Genomic DNA, 16,063 nt, shown 5'->3' with positions numbered 1-16,063 from the left:
ACTTCGGAGGATTTATGTCGGCGCCCGATACGGCAGCGGTAAAACAATATCTGCTAGGTCTGCAGGACCGCATCTGCGATGCCCTGGCGCAAATCGACGGCGGTGCCGGCTTCGAGGAGGACAGCTGGGAACGTGAACTCGGTGGCGGTGGCCGCAGCCGGGTGATCAAGGATGGCGGCCTGATCGAAAAAGGCGGCGTGAACTTTTCCCATGTTTACGGTGCCGGCCTCCCCGCCTCTGCCTCGGCGCATCGGCCGGAACTGGCTGGTCGCAGTTTCGAGGCGATGGGGGTCTCCCTGGTGATTCACCCCCATAACCCCTATGTACCGACCTCCCACGCCAACGTACGTTTCTTTATTGCCGAGAAAGAGGGCGAGCCGCCAGTCTGGTGGTTTGGTGGTGGCTTTGACCTGACTCCCTACTACGGCTTCGACGAAGACTGTAGCCACTGGCATCGCACCGCCGAGCAGGCCTGTGCGCCTTTCGGTGAAGATATATACCCCCGTTTCAAACAGTGGTGTGATGATTACTTTTACCTCAAGCATCGCGATGAGCCCCGTGGCATCGGCGGTCTCTTTTTCGATGATCTGAATGCCGGTGGCTTCGATGACAGCTTTGCCCTGATGCGCTCCATCGGTGACGCCTACCTGCCCGCCTACCTGCCGATCATCGAAAAGCGTCGGGATATCCCCTATGGTGAGCGTCAGCGTGACTTCCAGCTGCATCGTCGGGGCCGTTACGTGGAGTTCAACCTGGTTTACGACCGCGGCACCCTGTTCGGGCTGCAGTCCGGTGGACGTACCGAATCGATCCTGATGTCGCTGCCACCGGAGGTGCGCTGGGACTACAACTGGGCGCCGGAAGCCGGCTCAGAGGAGGCGCAGCTGTATGAGCGCTACCTGAAACCCCGTAACTGGCTGGAGGTATGATCATGGCCGATCGCTATGCCGTTTTCGGTAATCCGATCAAACACAGCAAGTCGCCGCAGATCCATGCCGCCTTTGCCGCTCAGACCGGCGAAACGCTGGAGTATGGTGCGGAGTGCATCGACGAGGCGCAGTTTGAAACCTGTGTCGAGGCGTTCTTCCGTGAGGGTGGAAAAGGCCTGAATATCACCGTGCCGTTCAAGCAGCGCGCCTGGGAGATGGCCCAGTGGCGCTCTCCGGCGGCGGAGCGTGCGGGAGCGGTGAACACCCTGTATATGAACCAGCAGGGCCAGCTCTGTGGTGACAATACCGACGGTATCGGGCTGGTGTGTGACCTGGCCAATAACCGCACCCGGCTGCAGGGTGCCCGCGTGCTGATTCTTGGCGCCGGCGGAGCAGTGCGCGGTGTGCTTGAGCCCTTCCTTGCGGCGGGCGCCGCGCAGATCGTCATCGCCAACCGCACCCGTGCCAAGGCCGAGGAGCTGGCGCGGGCGTTCAGTGATCTGGGTGTGGTATCCGGCTGCGGTTTTAACGAAATCGATCCGGCTCCTTTCGACCTGGTGCTCAACGGCACCTCGGCCAGTCTGCAGGGTGAGCTGCCACCGATTCCTGCCGATGTGGTAGCGCGTCGAACCACCTGCTACGACATGATGTATGGCGCTGAACAGACGCCTTTCTGTGCCTGGGCAGAAGCGGCGGGCTCCGGGAAAGTGATGGATGGCCTGGGTATGCTGGTGGAGCAGGCTGCCGAATCCTTCCGCATCTGGCGCGGCGTCAAGCCGCAGACCAGCGACGTAATTGACAGTGTAAGGCGACAGCTGAACGCTAATTGATCAGCCGAGAGCCTTGCATAATCAAAGTCTTGGGCGGTATAACGGGGTGACACTCTCTGCTTAGGGGTCGCCCTATGGATAAGCACCTTCCGCTGCCGCCCGAGGCTCTCTATCGCACCTGCGACACCGACCTCCTGCCGTTTAAAACCACCGATACGCTTGAACCGTTCAGCGGCTTCTTCGGCCAGGAACGCGCCATCGAGGCGATGGAGTTCGGTGTCGGCATGCAGCGTCCGGGCTATAACCTCTTCGTCATGGGTAACCCGCACACCGGTCGTTTCTCGTTCGCGACCGTGAGCCTGCGTAATGTGGCCAAGAAACAGCGCAAGCCACAGGACTGGTGTTACCTGAACAATCTTACCGATAACCGCTACCCGACGATCCTGAAGTTACCTGCCGGTAAAGCGGCACGATTCCGGCGCGATATGGGGCGCCTGTTCGACAATCTGCTCAGCGCGCTGCCCGCGGCGTTTGAAAGCCCGAGTTATCTGGGCCTTAAGGGACGTATAGAGCGTGATTTCAACCGCCGTTACGACCAGGCGGTGGAAGAGATCGAGCGCAAGGGGCGAGATTACAGCATCGCCGTTTATCGCGAAGCCGGCCAGGTCGGCTTTACGCCGGTCGCCAATGGTCAGGCGATGGATGAGGCGCAGTTCTCCGCGCTGCCAGAGGAGGAACGCGATGCCTTCCAGCGCAATATTGCCGAGCTCGAGGATCGGCTTAACGACAACCTGACCGAGCTGCCGAAGTGGCGCCGCGAGGCCGCGGAGCAGGTGCGTACCCTGGAGCGCGATACCGCCCGCCAGGCGGTCTCGGGGCCGATCCAGGCACTCAAGGAACATTACGCCAATCTGCCGGGTGTGCCCGCCTATCTCAGTCATGTGGAGAAGGACCTGGTCAAGAACGGCGCGGAGCTGGTTGCCGACAGCCCGGTAGAGGTGAAAACCGACGCGACCCGGCGCGCCTGGCTGGAGGAGAACTACGGCGTCAACCTGCTGGTGGACAACGATAAAACCAAGGGTGCACCTGTGGTCTATGAAGCGCACCCGAGCTACGACAATCTGTTCGGGCGCATTGAATACACCAGTGAAATGGGCGCCATGGTCACCAATTACCAGTTGATCCGTCCGGGTGCGCTGCATCGTGCCAACGGCGGCTACCTGGTGATGGAAGCGGAGAAACTGCTGGAGCAGCCGTTTGTCTACAGTGCGCTGAAACGGGCACTGAAATCCCATGAGATCCGTATCGAGAACCCGGTCAGCGAGTACACCGGGGTGAGCACTATCACGTTGAATCCCGAACCCGTGCCGCTCGGGGTCAAGATAGTGCTGATTGGCGGGCGTGATACCTACTACCTGCTGCAGGAGCTGGATCACGACTTTGAAAAGATGTTCCGTGTGGTCGTGGACTTCGACGAGGATGTGGAGCGTAATCCAAAATCGATTCGTCATTATGCCAGGTTGATGAAAACCCTCGCCAACGAGGAGCAACTGGCCGCTCTCACCCGGGATGGTGTTGCACGGCTGGTGGAGCACAGTTCCCGGCTTGCCGGCGATCAGGACCAGCTGTCGGCGCATATCGGCGAGCTGGTCGATCTGCTGTGCGAGGCGGATTACCGCCGTAAAGAGAACGGCGACGATCAGATCAATGCGCTCCACGTGGAACATGCCCTGGTGGCCAAGGAACGACGCACCGGCCGCCTGGCGCAGAAAATTCTCGACGGCATCATGAATGAGACCGTGCTGATCGATACCGATGGTGACGCCATCGGCAAATCCAACGGTCTGACCGTGTTGCAGGTCGGTGATGTGTCCTTTGGTACGCCGGCAAGGATTACCGCCACCGTCCACCCGGGCAACCGCGGTATTGTCGATATAGAGCGTGAAGTCACCCTCGGTCAGCCGATCCACTCCAAGGGGGTGCTGATCCTGCAGGGGTATCTCGGACACAAGTACGCCCGCGACTTCCCGCTGACACTCTCCGCCAGTATCGCCATGGAGCAGTCCTACGGTTACATCGATGGCGACAGCGCATCCCTGGCGGAGATCTGCACACTGATCTCCGCACTGACCCATATTCCGATCCGCCAGCAGTACGCGCTGACCGGCTCGATCAACCAGTATGGTGAAGTCCAGGCGATCGGTGGTGTAAACGAAAAGATCGAGGGCTTCTTCAGGCTTTGCCAGACCCGCGGGTTAAACGGCAAGCAGGGCGTGATTATCCCCCAGGCCAATGTGCGTAACCTAATGCTTAAGCGAGAGGTGGTGGATGCGGTCAGGGAGGGACTGTTCCATGTCCATGCGGTGGCGACGGTGGATCAGTGTCTGGAGATACTGACGGGCAAGCCGGCGGGCCACATGAAGGAAGACGGTCACTTCACCCAGCGCAGTATGGGCGCGCAGATTGTTAAACGTCTGCGCGAGATCGCCAAGGCGAAGGCCTGAGCCTCGCCTCGGCGCCTGTTCACCTTAGAAGTGTCAGCCAAGCAGGGGTTTGAGTGCCATATGGTTGTCCCAGGCGAGACTGCTCAATTGAGGTGGCAGCATCAGCGGCTCTCGATAATCGTCCAGCGGGTAAAGGGCGTAACAGCGCCCTCGCCCGGTGCTGGCGATAAAGCTGCCGGCCTCGGGGGTGGCCACCAGTCCGCAGCCATCGGTGGTGCGCATACTGGTCAGAAAGCTGTCGTTCTGCATATCCCAGAAAGTGACCAGGTCACCTCGCGGTGCGCTGACGGCAGCGATGCGGCCACTGCTGTCGAAACGGGCGCTGCCGCAGTACTGCGCCATCTGGCGATTGATTTGTTCCGGCGCTCTCAGTAACTTGAGTGCCTCCCCACGACGATGCACTGCAACCAAGGGCTTATCGTCCGCTAGATCACCCTGGTACTGCAGAGCGATGATCACCTCACCGCGTGCATTCACATCCATGTGACGGATACTCAGCTGATGGTCCTCGCTGTCGAGGAAGCGCTGCTCGGTGATTTCGCCCGATTCGAGATCGATATAGGCCAGTGACGGCTGCATCGTCTCGATATTCAGCTTGTCGCGACCATCGGTAAGGATGCCGCCATTGGCAACGATGATCGTGTGCTTATCCGGCGTCAGCAGGAGCTCGTGGGGGCCGATACCGCCACTGGCCATCTCCCGCAGAGGGGCGCCCGCCTGGTCCAGCGCACGCAGGGTGATGCGGCCCTCCCCGCTTTCAACATCCATTTCAGTGGCCAGTATCCCCTTGCCGTCCGGCGTGAAGATCGCGTGGCCGTAAAAATGCTGTCCCGCTTCCGGTTCAATCCGTCGCACCAGCATGCCACTGTCGGTATCCACCAGGTCGATGTAGTAACCGGGGCGGCGCGCAACCACCGCCAGCAACGGGCGGCTGGGGTGTGCCGCCACATGGTGAGCACGACCCGGCAAGGGGTGGCGCAGCCGCTCCTCTCCCATTTCATTCATGGCGATCAGCCAGTGATTACCCTGAGCATCATCGGCGGCACTGGCGATCAGCAAGCGGTCCCCGTCTGTAGAGGCGGCAAAGCCGGTGCCGGGTAAGGCTGCCAGCAGAGGCGCCCCCGCCATCCACTGCAGCAGGCGTCTGCGCTTAGTCTCCATCACGGCTATTGAACCCCAGTTGTACACCGAGCACCTGCATGGCGTTGTTGAGTGAATCGTCCAGCGCGCGCAGGGACGCCGCCACAGTTTTAAGCTCGTCGTAATGGCTCTCCAGCGCTTTTACCAGGGAGTCGCCCAGCGGTTCCAACTGTGCATTCAGCTGTTTGAAGTCGGCCTCGATCTGCTGGGCGATCTTGGCATGCCCCTGGGCCTCGAGCAGCTGTTTCAGTCCGGCGGAATTGCCGGCGTAAAGCGCGTACGCCGCGTCGAGGTTCGCCCGGATATTGGCCAGTGACTGCTCGCTCAGCCAGCTTTCGGCCCGGTGCGGGTAGGTCGACTCAGCATTCCGGCCCAGTACGGCCAGCAGCTTGGTGTCTCGAATCAGCTCAACCGGCTCCACCAGCGATTTCATCAGATCGACGCTGAGCGCAGGTACGTCGCTGACGCCCTCGTCATCATCGTCATTGCTGCTCGCGCTGAGGATCTCCTCGGCGGAGTTCTGCCAGTCGCTGTAGACCCCCTCGGCCATGCTGTTGAGATTGGTGGCAATAGCGGCGCTCAGGCGGCAGTCGATGCCGTCACCGGCGAGTTTGTCGAGCGCATTGTCGCTGAATAACAGGCTTTCGAGCGCCGGAAAGCCTTTGATCGAAACGCTGGCTTCATGGAAGAAATCCGCGTCAAAGCGAGTATCCGCCGGCATCTCCAGGGTGCTCTGCAACTGACGACGGCCGATACTTTTGCGGTCGGGCCAGTACTGGATGCTGTAGTTCCGCATCAGGAACTGCACCGGGCCGAACTGCACCTGCGATATTCCCTGCCAGGCCAGCATCGACTCACGGTAAGCGTTGCGTACCTGTTCCAGGTGAGCTGCATCGGGCGATTGGCACAGAGTGTCCGTGGCGGAGTCCAGGGTGCGGGTTGTCTGAGCAAACCGGCCGTAGGCGGGAATAATATCGTCCTGAACGGTTTCACGGTTGTAGTCGGCCCAGCTGACATCGGCAGCGGTGGCATTGCTGGTGTGGATCAGCCCCGCCAGCAAAAAGGCGCTGCCGACGCCGGCCAGTGTGGGGAGCAAGCCTGTCTGATTGGATCGGTTCATAGTGACTCCAGAAACCGGATAAGGGCGTCCCGGTCGGTTTTATCGAGTTGAACAAGGTGATCGCGGGCGGGTTTGGCTTCGCCGCCATGCCAGAGTATTGCCTCAAGCAGTGTCCGTGCGCGGCCGTCATGGAGGTAATAGGGGGTTCCAGCAACCCTTTCGGTAAGGCCGAGACCCCAGAGTGGCGCTGTCCGCCACTCTGGGCCAGAGGCACTGAACTCGTCATGCTCGTCGGCAAGTCCAGGCCCCATATCGTGCAGCAGAAGGTCGGTGTAGGGAAAGATCGTCTGGGAGTCGAGCTCCGGGAACGCAGTGTTGCGTGAAGTGACATGGGAAGGCGTATGACAGCCTCCGCAGCCCGCTTTCATAAACACCTGCCGGCCCAGTTGTACCTGTGGATCGGCCTGCTCGCGTGCCGCCGGCACCGCAAGAAGCGCTGTGTAGTAATTTAAGACCCGCATCATCTCTGCAGAGGCTTCAAGCCCACCCTGCTGTGCTGTATTGCCGTCGGGCAGCGCCAGACAGAGGGACTGCTGCTGGGTGCAGTTGCCGCTGGCCGCCGGGTAGATCGGGTTGCCGATGCCGATATCGTTGTTCAGGGCGCTGGCATTCTGCTGTGCCAGCGTGGGTTGGCCGGCTTTCCAGCCGAAGCGGCCGATATTCAGACGATCCCGACTGCGATCGTACACCCGGTTGATTCTGCCGGAGATGCCGTCGCCATCCAGGTCCTCAGGGTCCGCCAGGGCTTCCAGCCGGGTATCCGGAATCTGCTCCAGCAGGCCCAGTCCGATCATCGGCGGGGCGATGCGAAAGGAGCTGCGCAGCGCCGGATCGAAATCGCCATAACCGGGCTGTATAACCCGCACCACGGGCTTTCTGAGCTCGATAACCGTGCCGTCGGCGAGTTCGACGCTGGTGTACTCATAGTCCAGGCTGACACGCCCTTCCGGCGCCAGCCCCGCCACCGCGAAGGGTTGCAGTTGGCTGCCGTAGACCGGGTCGCCGGCCAGGCCGTTAATCTGCGCCTCGCGCTGACGCTCGGGGGTGTCGGCGGGCACGCTGAGCCGCAGCAGTGAGGCCAGGCGGTCATTGTTGCCGTTCAGTGGATGGCCGCGGCCGTCATTGATATGACACTGGCTGCAGGAACGGGCGTTATGTAGAGGCCCCAGGCCATCACTGGCGGTGGTTGACGAGGGGGACGGCACCCAGATTTTTTCGAAGATCGCCTCGCCCAGGACAAAGTCCATGCGCCGCTTAAGGCTCAGGTTGTCTGCCGGCTGGGAAAAGGGTGCCCGGCTGTTGGCTCCGGTAAAGGTGGTGTCGCCGCCACTGAGCGTGGGATTCCCATCGGCGGCATAAACAGAGAAAGCTGCCGCTGGCAGGAACGCCAGCAGGCAGGCTCTCAGGGTGTGGCGTTTGAATACTGCAGCAAACGCCATCGGTTTACTCGCTCAGCACGGCGTCCGGGTTATCCAGACTGTCGGAACCCTCGACCTGAACGTCGCTCAGATCCAGCTTGGCGATCACCTGCTCGGTGACGCCGGTCTGGGCTACCAGCGCATCGACGAAGTTCTGCACCAGCTGGCCGCCTTCGCTGTTGCCCGGGGCGATCATGACATCATAGGGTGCGCCGGCCGCAGCGGAATCCACCATTGCCTGACCCTGCTCCATTGTGCTGTCCAGGTGCTGGCGCATGGACCTGTCCAGATCGGCATCAGCATTGGCGACCAGGTCGGACAGTGATGGCCCGGTCAGTTCGGTACCGTCGATGCGGGTGTAGCTGCCCAGGTAGACGTTCTGAATCCCCTTGGCGTCGTAGTAGTGCGACCAGTGGGTATTGTCGGAGAAGCAGTCGTGCTCCTCTTCCGGGTCGTGCAGCATCAGGCCGAGCTTGGTGCGCTCGCCGCCCAGCTCGCCATAGGCCAGGCTGCCCATGCCGGTGGTGATGACTGCCAGGCCTTCGCTGGGTGATTTCGCTTCCAGGTCGGCACGTGCCGCGCCGTCCTCTTGCCAGTTGCCAACCATCTCTTCCAGATCAGTCACCAGCAGGTCGGTGGCGGCTTTCAGGTAGTCGGCACGACGCTCGCAGTTGCCACCGGTGCAGTTGGCAGTGTCGTAGTCGGTGTAGGGGCGCTCGCCGGCGCCAGGCTTGGTGCCGTGCAGGTCCTGGCCCCAGAGCAGGAATTCGATGGCGTGGTAGCCGCTGGCCACGTTGGCGGCGACATCGTCAATTTCGTGCAGCTGTTCAAGTAGAGCCGGGGTGATTTCACTGGCGTCGATGGTCTGGCCGCTGACCTCCAGAGTGGGGCTGGCGATCACATTGGCGGTATAGAAGGGGTTCTCGTAAGACTCGGTGCCATAGCGGTCGGTGTTGACGTAGTCGATCAGTCCCTCGTCCAGCGGCCAGGCGTTGACGCGGCCTTCCCAGTCGTCGACCACCGGGTTGCCGAAGCGGTAGGCCTCGGACTGCTGATAGGGTACGCGAGCCGCGATCCAGGCCTCGCGGGCTGCCAGCAGAGTGGCTTCAGACGGGCTGGCGATCAGCGCATTAACCGCCTGTTGAAGCGTTTTCGCGCTGCTCAGGGAGTCCTCGAAGATCGCCTGCGCGATATCGGCATAGTGATCGACCACGGTTTCCTGAGAAGGCGTCGCTGCCTGTACAGCGGTGGTCAGTGGCAGCGGTGCGAACAGCGTGGCGCCGATCAGGCCGGCTCCGAGTGCGCGTCGAAAGTTCATCCTGGCTAACTCCTCGAAATTCTACGTTAGACTATAAGCTCAATCTAAATGAAAAACGTTATCAATAGCAATACGCTTCGAGAAATTTCACCCTGAAATAATCACGGGTTTGCAGCTGGGGCCGGGGATATACGCAGAATGCCTGACGGGTTCGGGCACGCCCCGCGCCGGTTGGCGCTGGCGCAGGGGCTGTGTAGCGGTATGGCGCTTGATGACGGCGGGAGCGTGCGCCCGCCACGAGCTGTCAGTCGGCGCTAGCCCACTCTTCCTGCAGGTGCTTGTCCTTGAGCTTGACGTAGTTGTTGGCGGTGTAGGTGAAGAACTCGCGCTCTTTCTGGGTCAGCTCCCGCTGCGCCTTGGCCGGGCGACCTACGTAGAGGTAGCCGCTCTCCAGGCGTTTGCCCGGCGGTACCAGCGAGCCAGCACCGATGATGACTTCATCTTCCACCACGGCACCGTCCATCACCGTGGCGCCCATACCGACCAGTACGCGACTGCCGATAGTGCAGCCGTGCAGCATCGCCTGGTGACCCACGGTGACATGGTCGCCGATGATCAGCGGGAAACCATCCGGGTTATAGGGTCCGGCGTGGGTGATATGCAGCACGGAGCCGTCCTGAATGCTGGTGGAGTGGCCAATACGGATGCGATGCATATCGCCGCGGATCACCACCAGCGGCCAGATCGAACAGTCATCGCCAATTTCCACATCGCCCAGCACCACGGAGCTGGGGTCGACCAGCACACGCTCACCAAGCTTGGGTGTCATTCCCTGATAACTGCGAATCTTCATGGGGTTCTCCTGTTGAAATGGCTCAGAATGCCCTCCATTGTATCTCAATGAATGTATCTTAATGACTGGTATAGCAATCAACGTTATAGCAACGGTATCGATTCCGGAGACCAACACCCATGTCCAATCCCCTGCTTGAACAGCACCTGCTGCCCCCTTTCAGCCGTATTCTTCCTGAACATGTGGAGCCGGCCATCGATGAGCTGCTGGCGCGTAACCGTAGCCGCATAGCCCAGCTGACGCAGGATACAGAGGCACGGGACTGGGATTCCCTGATCGGCGTGCTGGATCAGCTCAACGATGAGCTGAGCCAGGCCTGGTCGCCGGTATCGCACCTGAACTCGGTGATGAACACCGATGAACTGCGCGAGGCCTACAACGCCTGCCTGCCAAAACTGTCCCAGTACTACACCGAGCTGGGTCAGAACCAGGCACTCTACGAAGCCTACAAGGCGCTGGCGGAGAGCGATGCCTACAGTGAACTGAGCCAGGCGCAGAAAACCGTGATCGATCATGCCCTGCGTGATTTCCGTCTCTCCGGCATCGCCCTGCCGGAAGCGGAGCAGAAACGCTATGCCGAGCTGCAGCAGCGCCTGTCCGAGCTGACCACCAAGTTCTCCGAAAACGTGCTGGATGCCACCCAGGGCTGGTACAAGCAGGTGACCGACGAAGCCCAGCTGAAAGGGCTGCCGGAACATGCCGTCAGTGCGGCCAAAGAGGCCGCCGAAGAGCGCGAACTGGAAGGCTGGGTGTTTACCCTGGATTTCCCGCCCTACTACGCCATCATGTCCCACGCCGAGGATCGCGGCCTGCGTGAAGAGATGTATCGCGCCTACAGCACCCGCGCCTCCGACCAGGGCCCGACCGCAGGCCAGTGGGACAACTCCGCGGTGATGACCGAAATCATGGAGCTGCGTGTCGAGTTGGCCAAGCTGCTGGGCTTCGAGTCCTACGCCGATTACTCCCTGGCCACCAAGATGGCGCAGTCACCGCAGCAGGTGATCGGCTTCATCGAGGATCTGGCCGCCAAGAGCCGTGGCATGGCTGAGCGCGAACTGGGCGAGCTGAAAGCCTTTGCGCTGGAAACCGATGGACTGGATGAACTGTGCGCCTGGGATATGACTTTCTACGCCGAAAAGCTGAAGCTGGCGCGGTTCGATATCTCCCAGCAGGCGCTGCGCCCCTACTTCCCGCTGCCGAAGGTGCTGGATGGCCTGTTTGCCGTGGCCGGCCGGCTGTTCGATGTGGAGTTCGAGCAGATTAACGAGTTTGATAGCTGGCACCCGGATGCCCGCCTCTACCGCCTGAGCCGCGATGGGGAGGCGATCGCCTACTGCTACCTGGACCCGTTCGCCCGCTCCAAGAAGCGTGGCGGTGCCTGGATGGCCGATGCCCAGATCCGTCGACGCCTGCCGAATGGCTCGTTGCAGCTGCCGGTGGCTTACCTGGTGTGTAACTTCACACCCGCCTCCAAGGGCCAGCCGGCGCTGCTGACCCATGATGAGGTGACCACCCTGTTCCACGAGTTTGGCCACGGTCTGCACCATATGCTGACCCGCATGGAATGCCCCGATGTCAGTGGTATCAACGGAGTGGCCTGGGATGCGGTGGAACTGCCGAGCCAGTTCCTGGAAAACTGGTGCTGGGAGCCCCAGGCGCTGGCGCTGATCTCCGGTCACCATGAAACCGGCGAGCCGTTGCCCCAGGAGATGCTCGACAAGATGCTGGCAGCCAAGCACTTCCAGTCCGGCATGATGATGCTGCGTCAGCTGGAGTTTTCGCTGTTCGACTTCCGCCTGCACCACGAGTACGAGCCCGGCAAGACCGATATCCAGGCGGTGCTCGATGGCGTACGTCAGGAGGTGGCGGTATTCCAGCCACCGCGTGAGAACCGTTTCCAGCACGGCTTCAGCCATATCTTTGCCGGCGGCTATGCGGCGGGCTACTACAGCTACAAGTGGGCGGAAGTGCTATCCGCCGATGCCTTCTCGCGTTTCGAAGAGGAGGGAATCTTCAATCCGGAGACCGGCCGCTCTTTCCGCGAGAGCATTCTTGAGCAGGGCGGCTCGCGGGAACCGATGGATCTGTTCGTCGCCTTCCGCGGCCGCGAGCCCAGCGTGGATGCCCTGCTGCGCCATTCCGGTATCGAATGAGGGTACAATAGCCTCAGCAACCCGGACGCCGACAATGGCTGGCGTCAGAAACAACAGGTTCGGCGGGCGGATACTGTCCGTCCCGCCGGCGAGAGAGGCAAGATGAGTACAGTAAAACGCTTTATCGCCGGCGCGGTGTGCCCGCGCTGTGCGCAGATGGATTCGGTGCGGATGTATCGCGACGAGGAGCGGGAATATCGTGAGTGCGTAAAGTGCGGTTTCGAAGACTCTCTGCGTCTCGATGGCCGTCCAGAGCCGGAAGAGCTGGAAACCCGCGTCAGCGGCGAGCGCAGCGACAAGGCACCGGGCAGCAGCGATAGTGAGCGCGAACAGGTACAGGTGATCAACTTTGATACCGGCCTGAACCGTCGCGATCACTGAAAACCGGTTTTAGCCCGGGCTGGTCCAGCCATCCCGGCGGCTGATCCGCCGGAACACCCAGGCACCGCTCACTCCGCGGGCGGCAAAGAAACTCAGCAGTGCCATCCACAGGCCGTGATTCCCCAGCGGCTGGCTCAGCCACCAGACCGGTGCAAAAACGCAGAACACCGAGAACAGCATGGTGTTCTGCATCGCTTTTACCTGCGTCGTACCGATAAATATCCCATCCAGCAGAAAACTCCAGACACCGATAAGCGGCATGATGATCAGCCAGGGCAGATAGATCGCTGCTTCGTGGCGGATCGTCTCGATACCGGTGAGCATGGCGATGATCTGGTTACCGCTCAGGGCAAAGATCACTACCAGCAGCAGGGCGCTGACCAGTGACCAGATACCGGCACTGACCACCGTGCGGTAAAACTCCCTGCGTCTGCCCTTGCCCAGCACCTTGCCGCTCAGCGCCTCGGTGGCGTGGGCAAAGCCGTCCAGGGCGTTGGAGATCAGCATGACAAAGTTGAGCAGAACCGCGTTGGCGGAGAGGATATCCGTACCCTGCTTGGCGCCCTGGGACGTGAAGAAAGCCAGCGTCAGCAGCAGAGTGACCGTTCTCACGAACAGGTAGCGGTTCACCCGGAACATTTCTGAATAGCTGTGCAGACGTTTGAGCGGTTCGGTCAGCCACTGTCCCGGAATAGCCCCCAGCATGCGGTGCACAAACCAGAGGCCCAGGGCCAGGCTTGCCCACTCGGCGATAACGCTGCCGAGGGCAACACCGTCGGTGTGCATGCCCAGGCCGTAGACGAAAAACACGTTCAGCAGCATATTTAGCAGGTTGCTGACCGTCAGCAGTACCAGCGGCACCCGGGTGTTCTGGTTGCCGACAAACCAGCCCAGCAGTGCGTAGTTGCACAGCATGGCCGGTGCCCCGAAAGCCCGTATGGCGGCATAGTTGCGCGCTTCCTCCAGCACAGGGGCTGCCGGGTCCATCAGATAGAGCGCGAACTCCGTTAACGGCGTCCTCAGCAGAATGATCAGAATCCCGATTCCGCTGGCCAGTATCAGTGACTGGGCCAGCAGGGTGCGTATGGCATCGCCGTCATTACGCCCGCAGGCCTGGGCGACCATGCCGGTGGTGCCCATGCGCAGGAAACCGAAGGTCCAGTAGAGAATCGAAAAGATCATGCTGCCCACCGCCACGGCACCCAGGTAGTGAGGTGACGGCAGGTGGCCGATCACGGCGGTATCCACCAGGCCCAGCAGGGGCACGGTGATGTTGGAGAGCATCATGGGCCAGGCCAGGGCCCAGATTCTCCGGTGCAGGCCGGCATCCGGCCAGTAACGCCAGCTGCGGACTGCCCTCATGCCCTGGATAGCCCGCGTGGCAAGGCATAGAGCAGCATGAACTCGGCCAGCGCGGCAACCACGACGGAGGGGCCGGCGGGTGTATCCAGGAACCAGGAGGCGGTAAGACCCGCGAGCACCGCGACCATACCGAGCAGCGATGCAAACAAGGCCATCTTCTCGGGAGTATCGGCAATGCGGCGTGCGGCGGCCGCCGGGATGATCAGCAGCGAGGTGATCAGCAGGATACCGACCAGCTTCATCGCCACGGCGATGACGGTGGCGATCAGCAGCATCAGGGCCAGTTTCACCCTCAGGGTGTTGACCCCTTCGACCTGGGCCAGCTCCTCGTTGATGGTGATAGCCAGCAACTGGTCCCACAGGCGCCAGAGCATGATAAGTACCAGAACGCCGCCGCCGTAAATCCAGACAAGATCGGCCGGTGCTATCGCCAGCAGGTCACCGAACAGGTACTGCATCAGGTCGATCCGCACATTATCCAACAGCGATACGGCCACCAGCCCCAGTGAAAGCGAGCTATGCGCCATGATGCCGAGCAGGGTATCGGTGGCGACCAGGTGCTGGCGCTGCAGCGCCACCAGTATCAGTGACAGCAGTACGCAGCAGGCGACCACGGCCAGGTTAAGGTTGATCTCGAACAGCAGGCCCAGGGCGACGCCGAGCAGCGCCGAATGGGCCAGGGTATCGCCGAAATAGGCCATCCGGCGCCACACGACAAATGCGCCCAGAGGTCCCGCCACAGCGGCTATGCCCGCACCGCCGACCAGTGCCAGCAGAAGAAAGTCAGCCATTTTGTATCAGTGTCCGTTACAGCAGGGGGAGGGTTTGTCGTCGATTACGTCACCGTGGATGTCATGGCGGTGATCGTGGTGGTGATTGTACAGCGCCAGGGCATTGGCCTGGGACGGGCCGAACAGCTCACGGAACGACGGATCGTTGCTGACCGCTTCCGGGTGGCCGGAGCAGCAGACATGGTGATTCAGGCAGACCACATGGTCGGTGGACGCCATCACCAGATGCAGGTCGTGGGAGATCATCAACACCCCCAGCTTGCGCTCTCGACGGATACGGGCGATCAGGTTGTACAGCTCGACCTGGCCGTTGAGGTCCACCCCCTGCACCGGCTCATCGAGCACCAGCAGCGTCGGATCGCGCAGCAGTGCGCGGGCCAGCAGCACCCGCTGCGTCTCGCCGCCGGAAAGGTCGTGGATCGACTTTTCCAGCAGGTGCTCCGCCGCCACCGCCTTGAGCGCTTCGCGCACCGCGGCAACCGGCACCCGCTTCGGGGTGCGCATAAAGCGCGATACCGTAAGCGGCAGAGTGCGGTCGATATGCAGTTTCTGCGGCATGTAACCGATACGCAGGTCCGGTCGGCGCCAGATATTGCCGTTGCTGGGCTTGATCAGGCCGAGCACGACGCGCACCAGCGTGGTCTTGCCGGCGCCGTTCGGGCCGATCAGCGTCGTGATGCAGTCATCATGCAGGTTCAGGCTGATATTTTTCAGCACCGCGTCATCGCCGAACTGCACGTTAATCCCGCTGAGGCGAATCAGGTCACGATTGGGCATCGGTTTCTCCGCGGTTATGGCCGCCCTGCTCCTCGGCCGTGCGGCAATCGGGGCAGAGACCGACAACTTCGACCATCTCGTTCTCGATCTGGAATCCCAGTTCGGCGGCAGATTCGCTGAGGGCGCTGTGAACCCGGCCGGTGTCGAGCTCCACCGCTCGCTGACACTCGCGGCAGATCAGAAAGCCGCTGCGGTGCGGGCTGTCTGGGTTCGGGCAGCCGATGTAGCTGTTCAACGAGGCGATGCGGTGTACCAGGCCCTGCTCCTGCAGAAACTCCAGTGCTCGGTAGATCGTTGGCGGTGCCGAGTTGAATCCGGCCTCCGCGAGTGCGGGCAGCAGCTCGTAGGCCCCCATCGGCTGATGGTTTTTCCAGATCAGCTGAAGCACCAGCTCGCGCACCGGGGTCAGGCGCTGCTTGCGGTCGCGACAGAGCGCCCGCGCCGTGGCCAGCGCCGATTCGATACAGTGGTCGTGGTCGTGGTTGGCTTCAAAGCCCGGGTCTTCACAATTCATAGTGACTCGTCTTGACAGCGCCTTGGAATCGGTTTGTTATGGTATAACATATCATCGAGTTTTTCCATCAGAGGTCAGCGTGAAATCGTTTCG

The 16,063-nt window shown here is 61.3% G+C and carries 14 protein-coding genes; 5 read left to right on the top strand and 9 right to left on the bottom strand.

The annotated features are described in order from the left end of the window. Nucleotides 1-14 precede the first annotated feature (14 nt). The 3 genes from hemF (at nt 15) to ACQUQP_RS01815 (ending at nt 4,203) form a co-directional block, all read left to right on the top strand. On the top strand, nt 15-929 hold the full coding sequence (gene hemF, locus ACQUQP_RS01825) for an oxygen-dependent coproporphyrinogen oxidase (protein ID WP_432697114.1): 915 nt from the start codon (nt 15-17) through the stop codon (nt 927-929). Nucleotides 930-931: 2 nt separating this feature from the next. After that, complete coding sequence (aroE, locus tag ACQUQP_RS01820) at nt 932-1,759, top strand: shikimate dehydrogenase (protein WP_432697113.1); 828 nt, start codon at nt 932-934, stop codon at nt 1,757-1,759. A 74-nt stretch (nt 1,760-1,833) separates the two neighbouring features. Continuing rightward, nucleotides 1,834-4,203, top strand: a complete 2,370-nt coding sequence (locus ACQUQP_RS01815; RefSeq protein WP_432697112.1) for a Lon protease family protein — start codon at nt 1,834-1,836, stop codon at nt 4,201-4,203. 33 nt (nt 4,204-4,236) lie between these two features. Here the strand turns inward: ACQUQP_RS01815 and ACQUQP_RS01810 are convergent, their stop codons facing one another. The 5 genes from ACQUQP_RS01810 to ACQUQP_RS01790 all read right to left on the bottom strand — a co-directional run bounded on the left by ACQUQP_RS01810 (nt 4,237) and on the right by ACQUQP_RS01790 (nt 9,992). Beyond that, entirely contained in the window at nt 4,237-5,364 is a 1,128-nt protein-coding gene (locus ACQUQP_RS01810; protein WP_432698659.1) for a DUF1513 domain-containing protein, read from the bottom strand. Beyond that, the gene (locus ACQUQP_RS01805; RefSeq protein ID WP_432697111.1) at nt 5,354-6,463 is read right to left on the bottom strand and encodes an imelysin family protein; all 1,110 of its coding nucleotides are present in this window, start codon (nt 6,461-6,463) and stop codon (nt 5,354-5,356) included. The genes ACQUQP_RS01810 and ACQUQP_RS01805 overlap by 11 nt, the downstream gene beginning before the upstream one ends. Then, nucleotides 6,460-7,902, bottom strand: coding sequence for a di-heme oxidoredictase family protein (locus tag ACQUQP_RS01800; RefSeq protein ID WP_432697110.1), 1,443 nt, complete (start codon nt 7,900-7,902; stop codon nt 6,460-6,462). The genes ACQUQP_RS01805 and ACQUQP_RS01800 overlap by 4 nt, the downstream gene beginning before the upstream one ends. A 4-nt stretch (nt 7,903-7,906) precedes the next feature. Beyond that, nucleotides 7,907-9,199 (bottom strand): imelysin family protein, encoded by a 1,293-nt coding sequence (locus ACQUQP_RS01795; RefSeq protein WP_432697109.1) that lies wholly within the window; start codon nt 9,197-9,199, stop codon nt 7,907-7,909. A gap of 244 nt (nt 9,200-9,443) precedes the next feature. Beyond that, nucleotides 9,444-9,992, bottom strand: a complete 549-nt coding sequence (locus ACQUQP_RS01790) for a gamma carbonic anhydrase family protein (RefSeq protein WP_432697108.1) — start codon at nt 9,990-9,992, stop codon at nt 9,444-9,446. Nucleotides 9,993-10,111: 119 nt separating this feature from the next. Here ACQUQP_RS01790 and prlC point away from each other — a divergent pair, with 119 nt between their 5' ends. Together prlC and ACQUQP_RS01780 are read left to right on the top strand one after the other, a co-directional pair. Next, nucleotides 10,112-12,145, top strand: a complete 2,034-nt coding sequence (gene prlC / locus ACQUQP_RS01785; RefSeq protein ID WP_432697107.1) for an oligopeptidase A — start codon at nt 10,112-10,114, stop codon at nt 12,143-12,145. A gap of 102 nt (nt 12,146-12,247) precedes the next feature. Beyond that, complete coding sequence (locus ACQUQP_RS01780) at nt 12,248-12,526, top strand: YheV family putative zinc ribbon protein (RefSeq protein WP_432697106.1); 279 nt, start codon at nt 12,248-12,250, stop codon at nt 12,524-12,526. Nucleotides 12,527-12,535: 9 nt separating this feature from the next. Here the strand turns inward: ACQUQP_RS01780 and ACQUQP_RS01775 are convergent, their stop codons facing one another. From ACQUQP_RS01775 to ACQUQP_RS01760, 4 genes are read right to left on the bottom strand one after another with little or no spacing between them, the layout of a single operon-like run. Then, complete coding sequence (locus ACQUQP_RS01775) at nt 12,536-13,888, bottom strand: MATE family efflux transporter (protein ID WP_432697105.1); 1,353 nt, start codon at nt 13,886-13,888, stop codon at nt 12,536-12,538. Next, nucleotides 13,885-14,679 (bottom strand): zinc ABC transporter permease subunit ZnuB, encoded by a 795-nt coding sequence (gene znuB, locus ACQUQP_RS01770; protein ID WP_432697104.1) that lies wholly within the window; start codon nt 14,677-14,679, stop codon nt 13,885-13,887. The genes ACQUQP_RS01775 and znuB overlap by 4 nt, the downstream gene beginning before the upstream one ends. Nucleotides 14,680-14,685: 6 nt before the next feature. Beyond that, entirely contained in the window at nt 14,686-15,456 is a 771-nt protein-coding gene (znuC, locus tag ACQUQP_RS01765; RefSeq protein ID WP_432697103.1) for a zinc ABC transporter ATP-binding protein ZnuC, read from the bottom strand. Next, the gene (locus tag ACQUQP_RS01760; protein ID WP_432697102.1) at nt 15,443-15,970 is read right to left on the bottom strand and encodes a Fur family transcriptional regulator; all 528 of its coding nucleotides are present in this window, start codon (nt 15,968-15,970) and stop codon (nt 15,443-15,445) included. Before ACQUQP_RS01760 ends, znuC begins: the two co-directional genes overlap by 14 nt. Between the last annotated feature and the right edge of the window lie 93 nt (nt 15,971-16,063).

The sequence above is a fragment of the Marinobacterium sp. YM272 genome (genome assembly GCF_050908845.1).
Classification (GTDB): Bacteria; Pseudomonadota; Gammaproteobacteria; order Pseudomonadales; family Balneatricaceae; genus Marinobacterium_D.
This window is presented reverse-complemented; position numbering and strand designations above follow the sequence as displayed.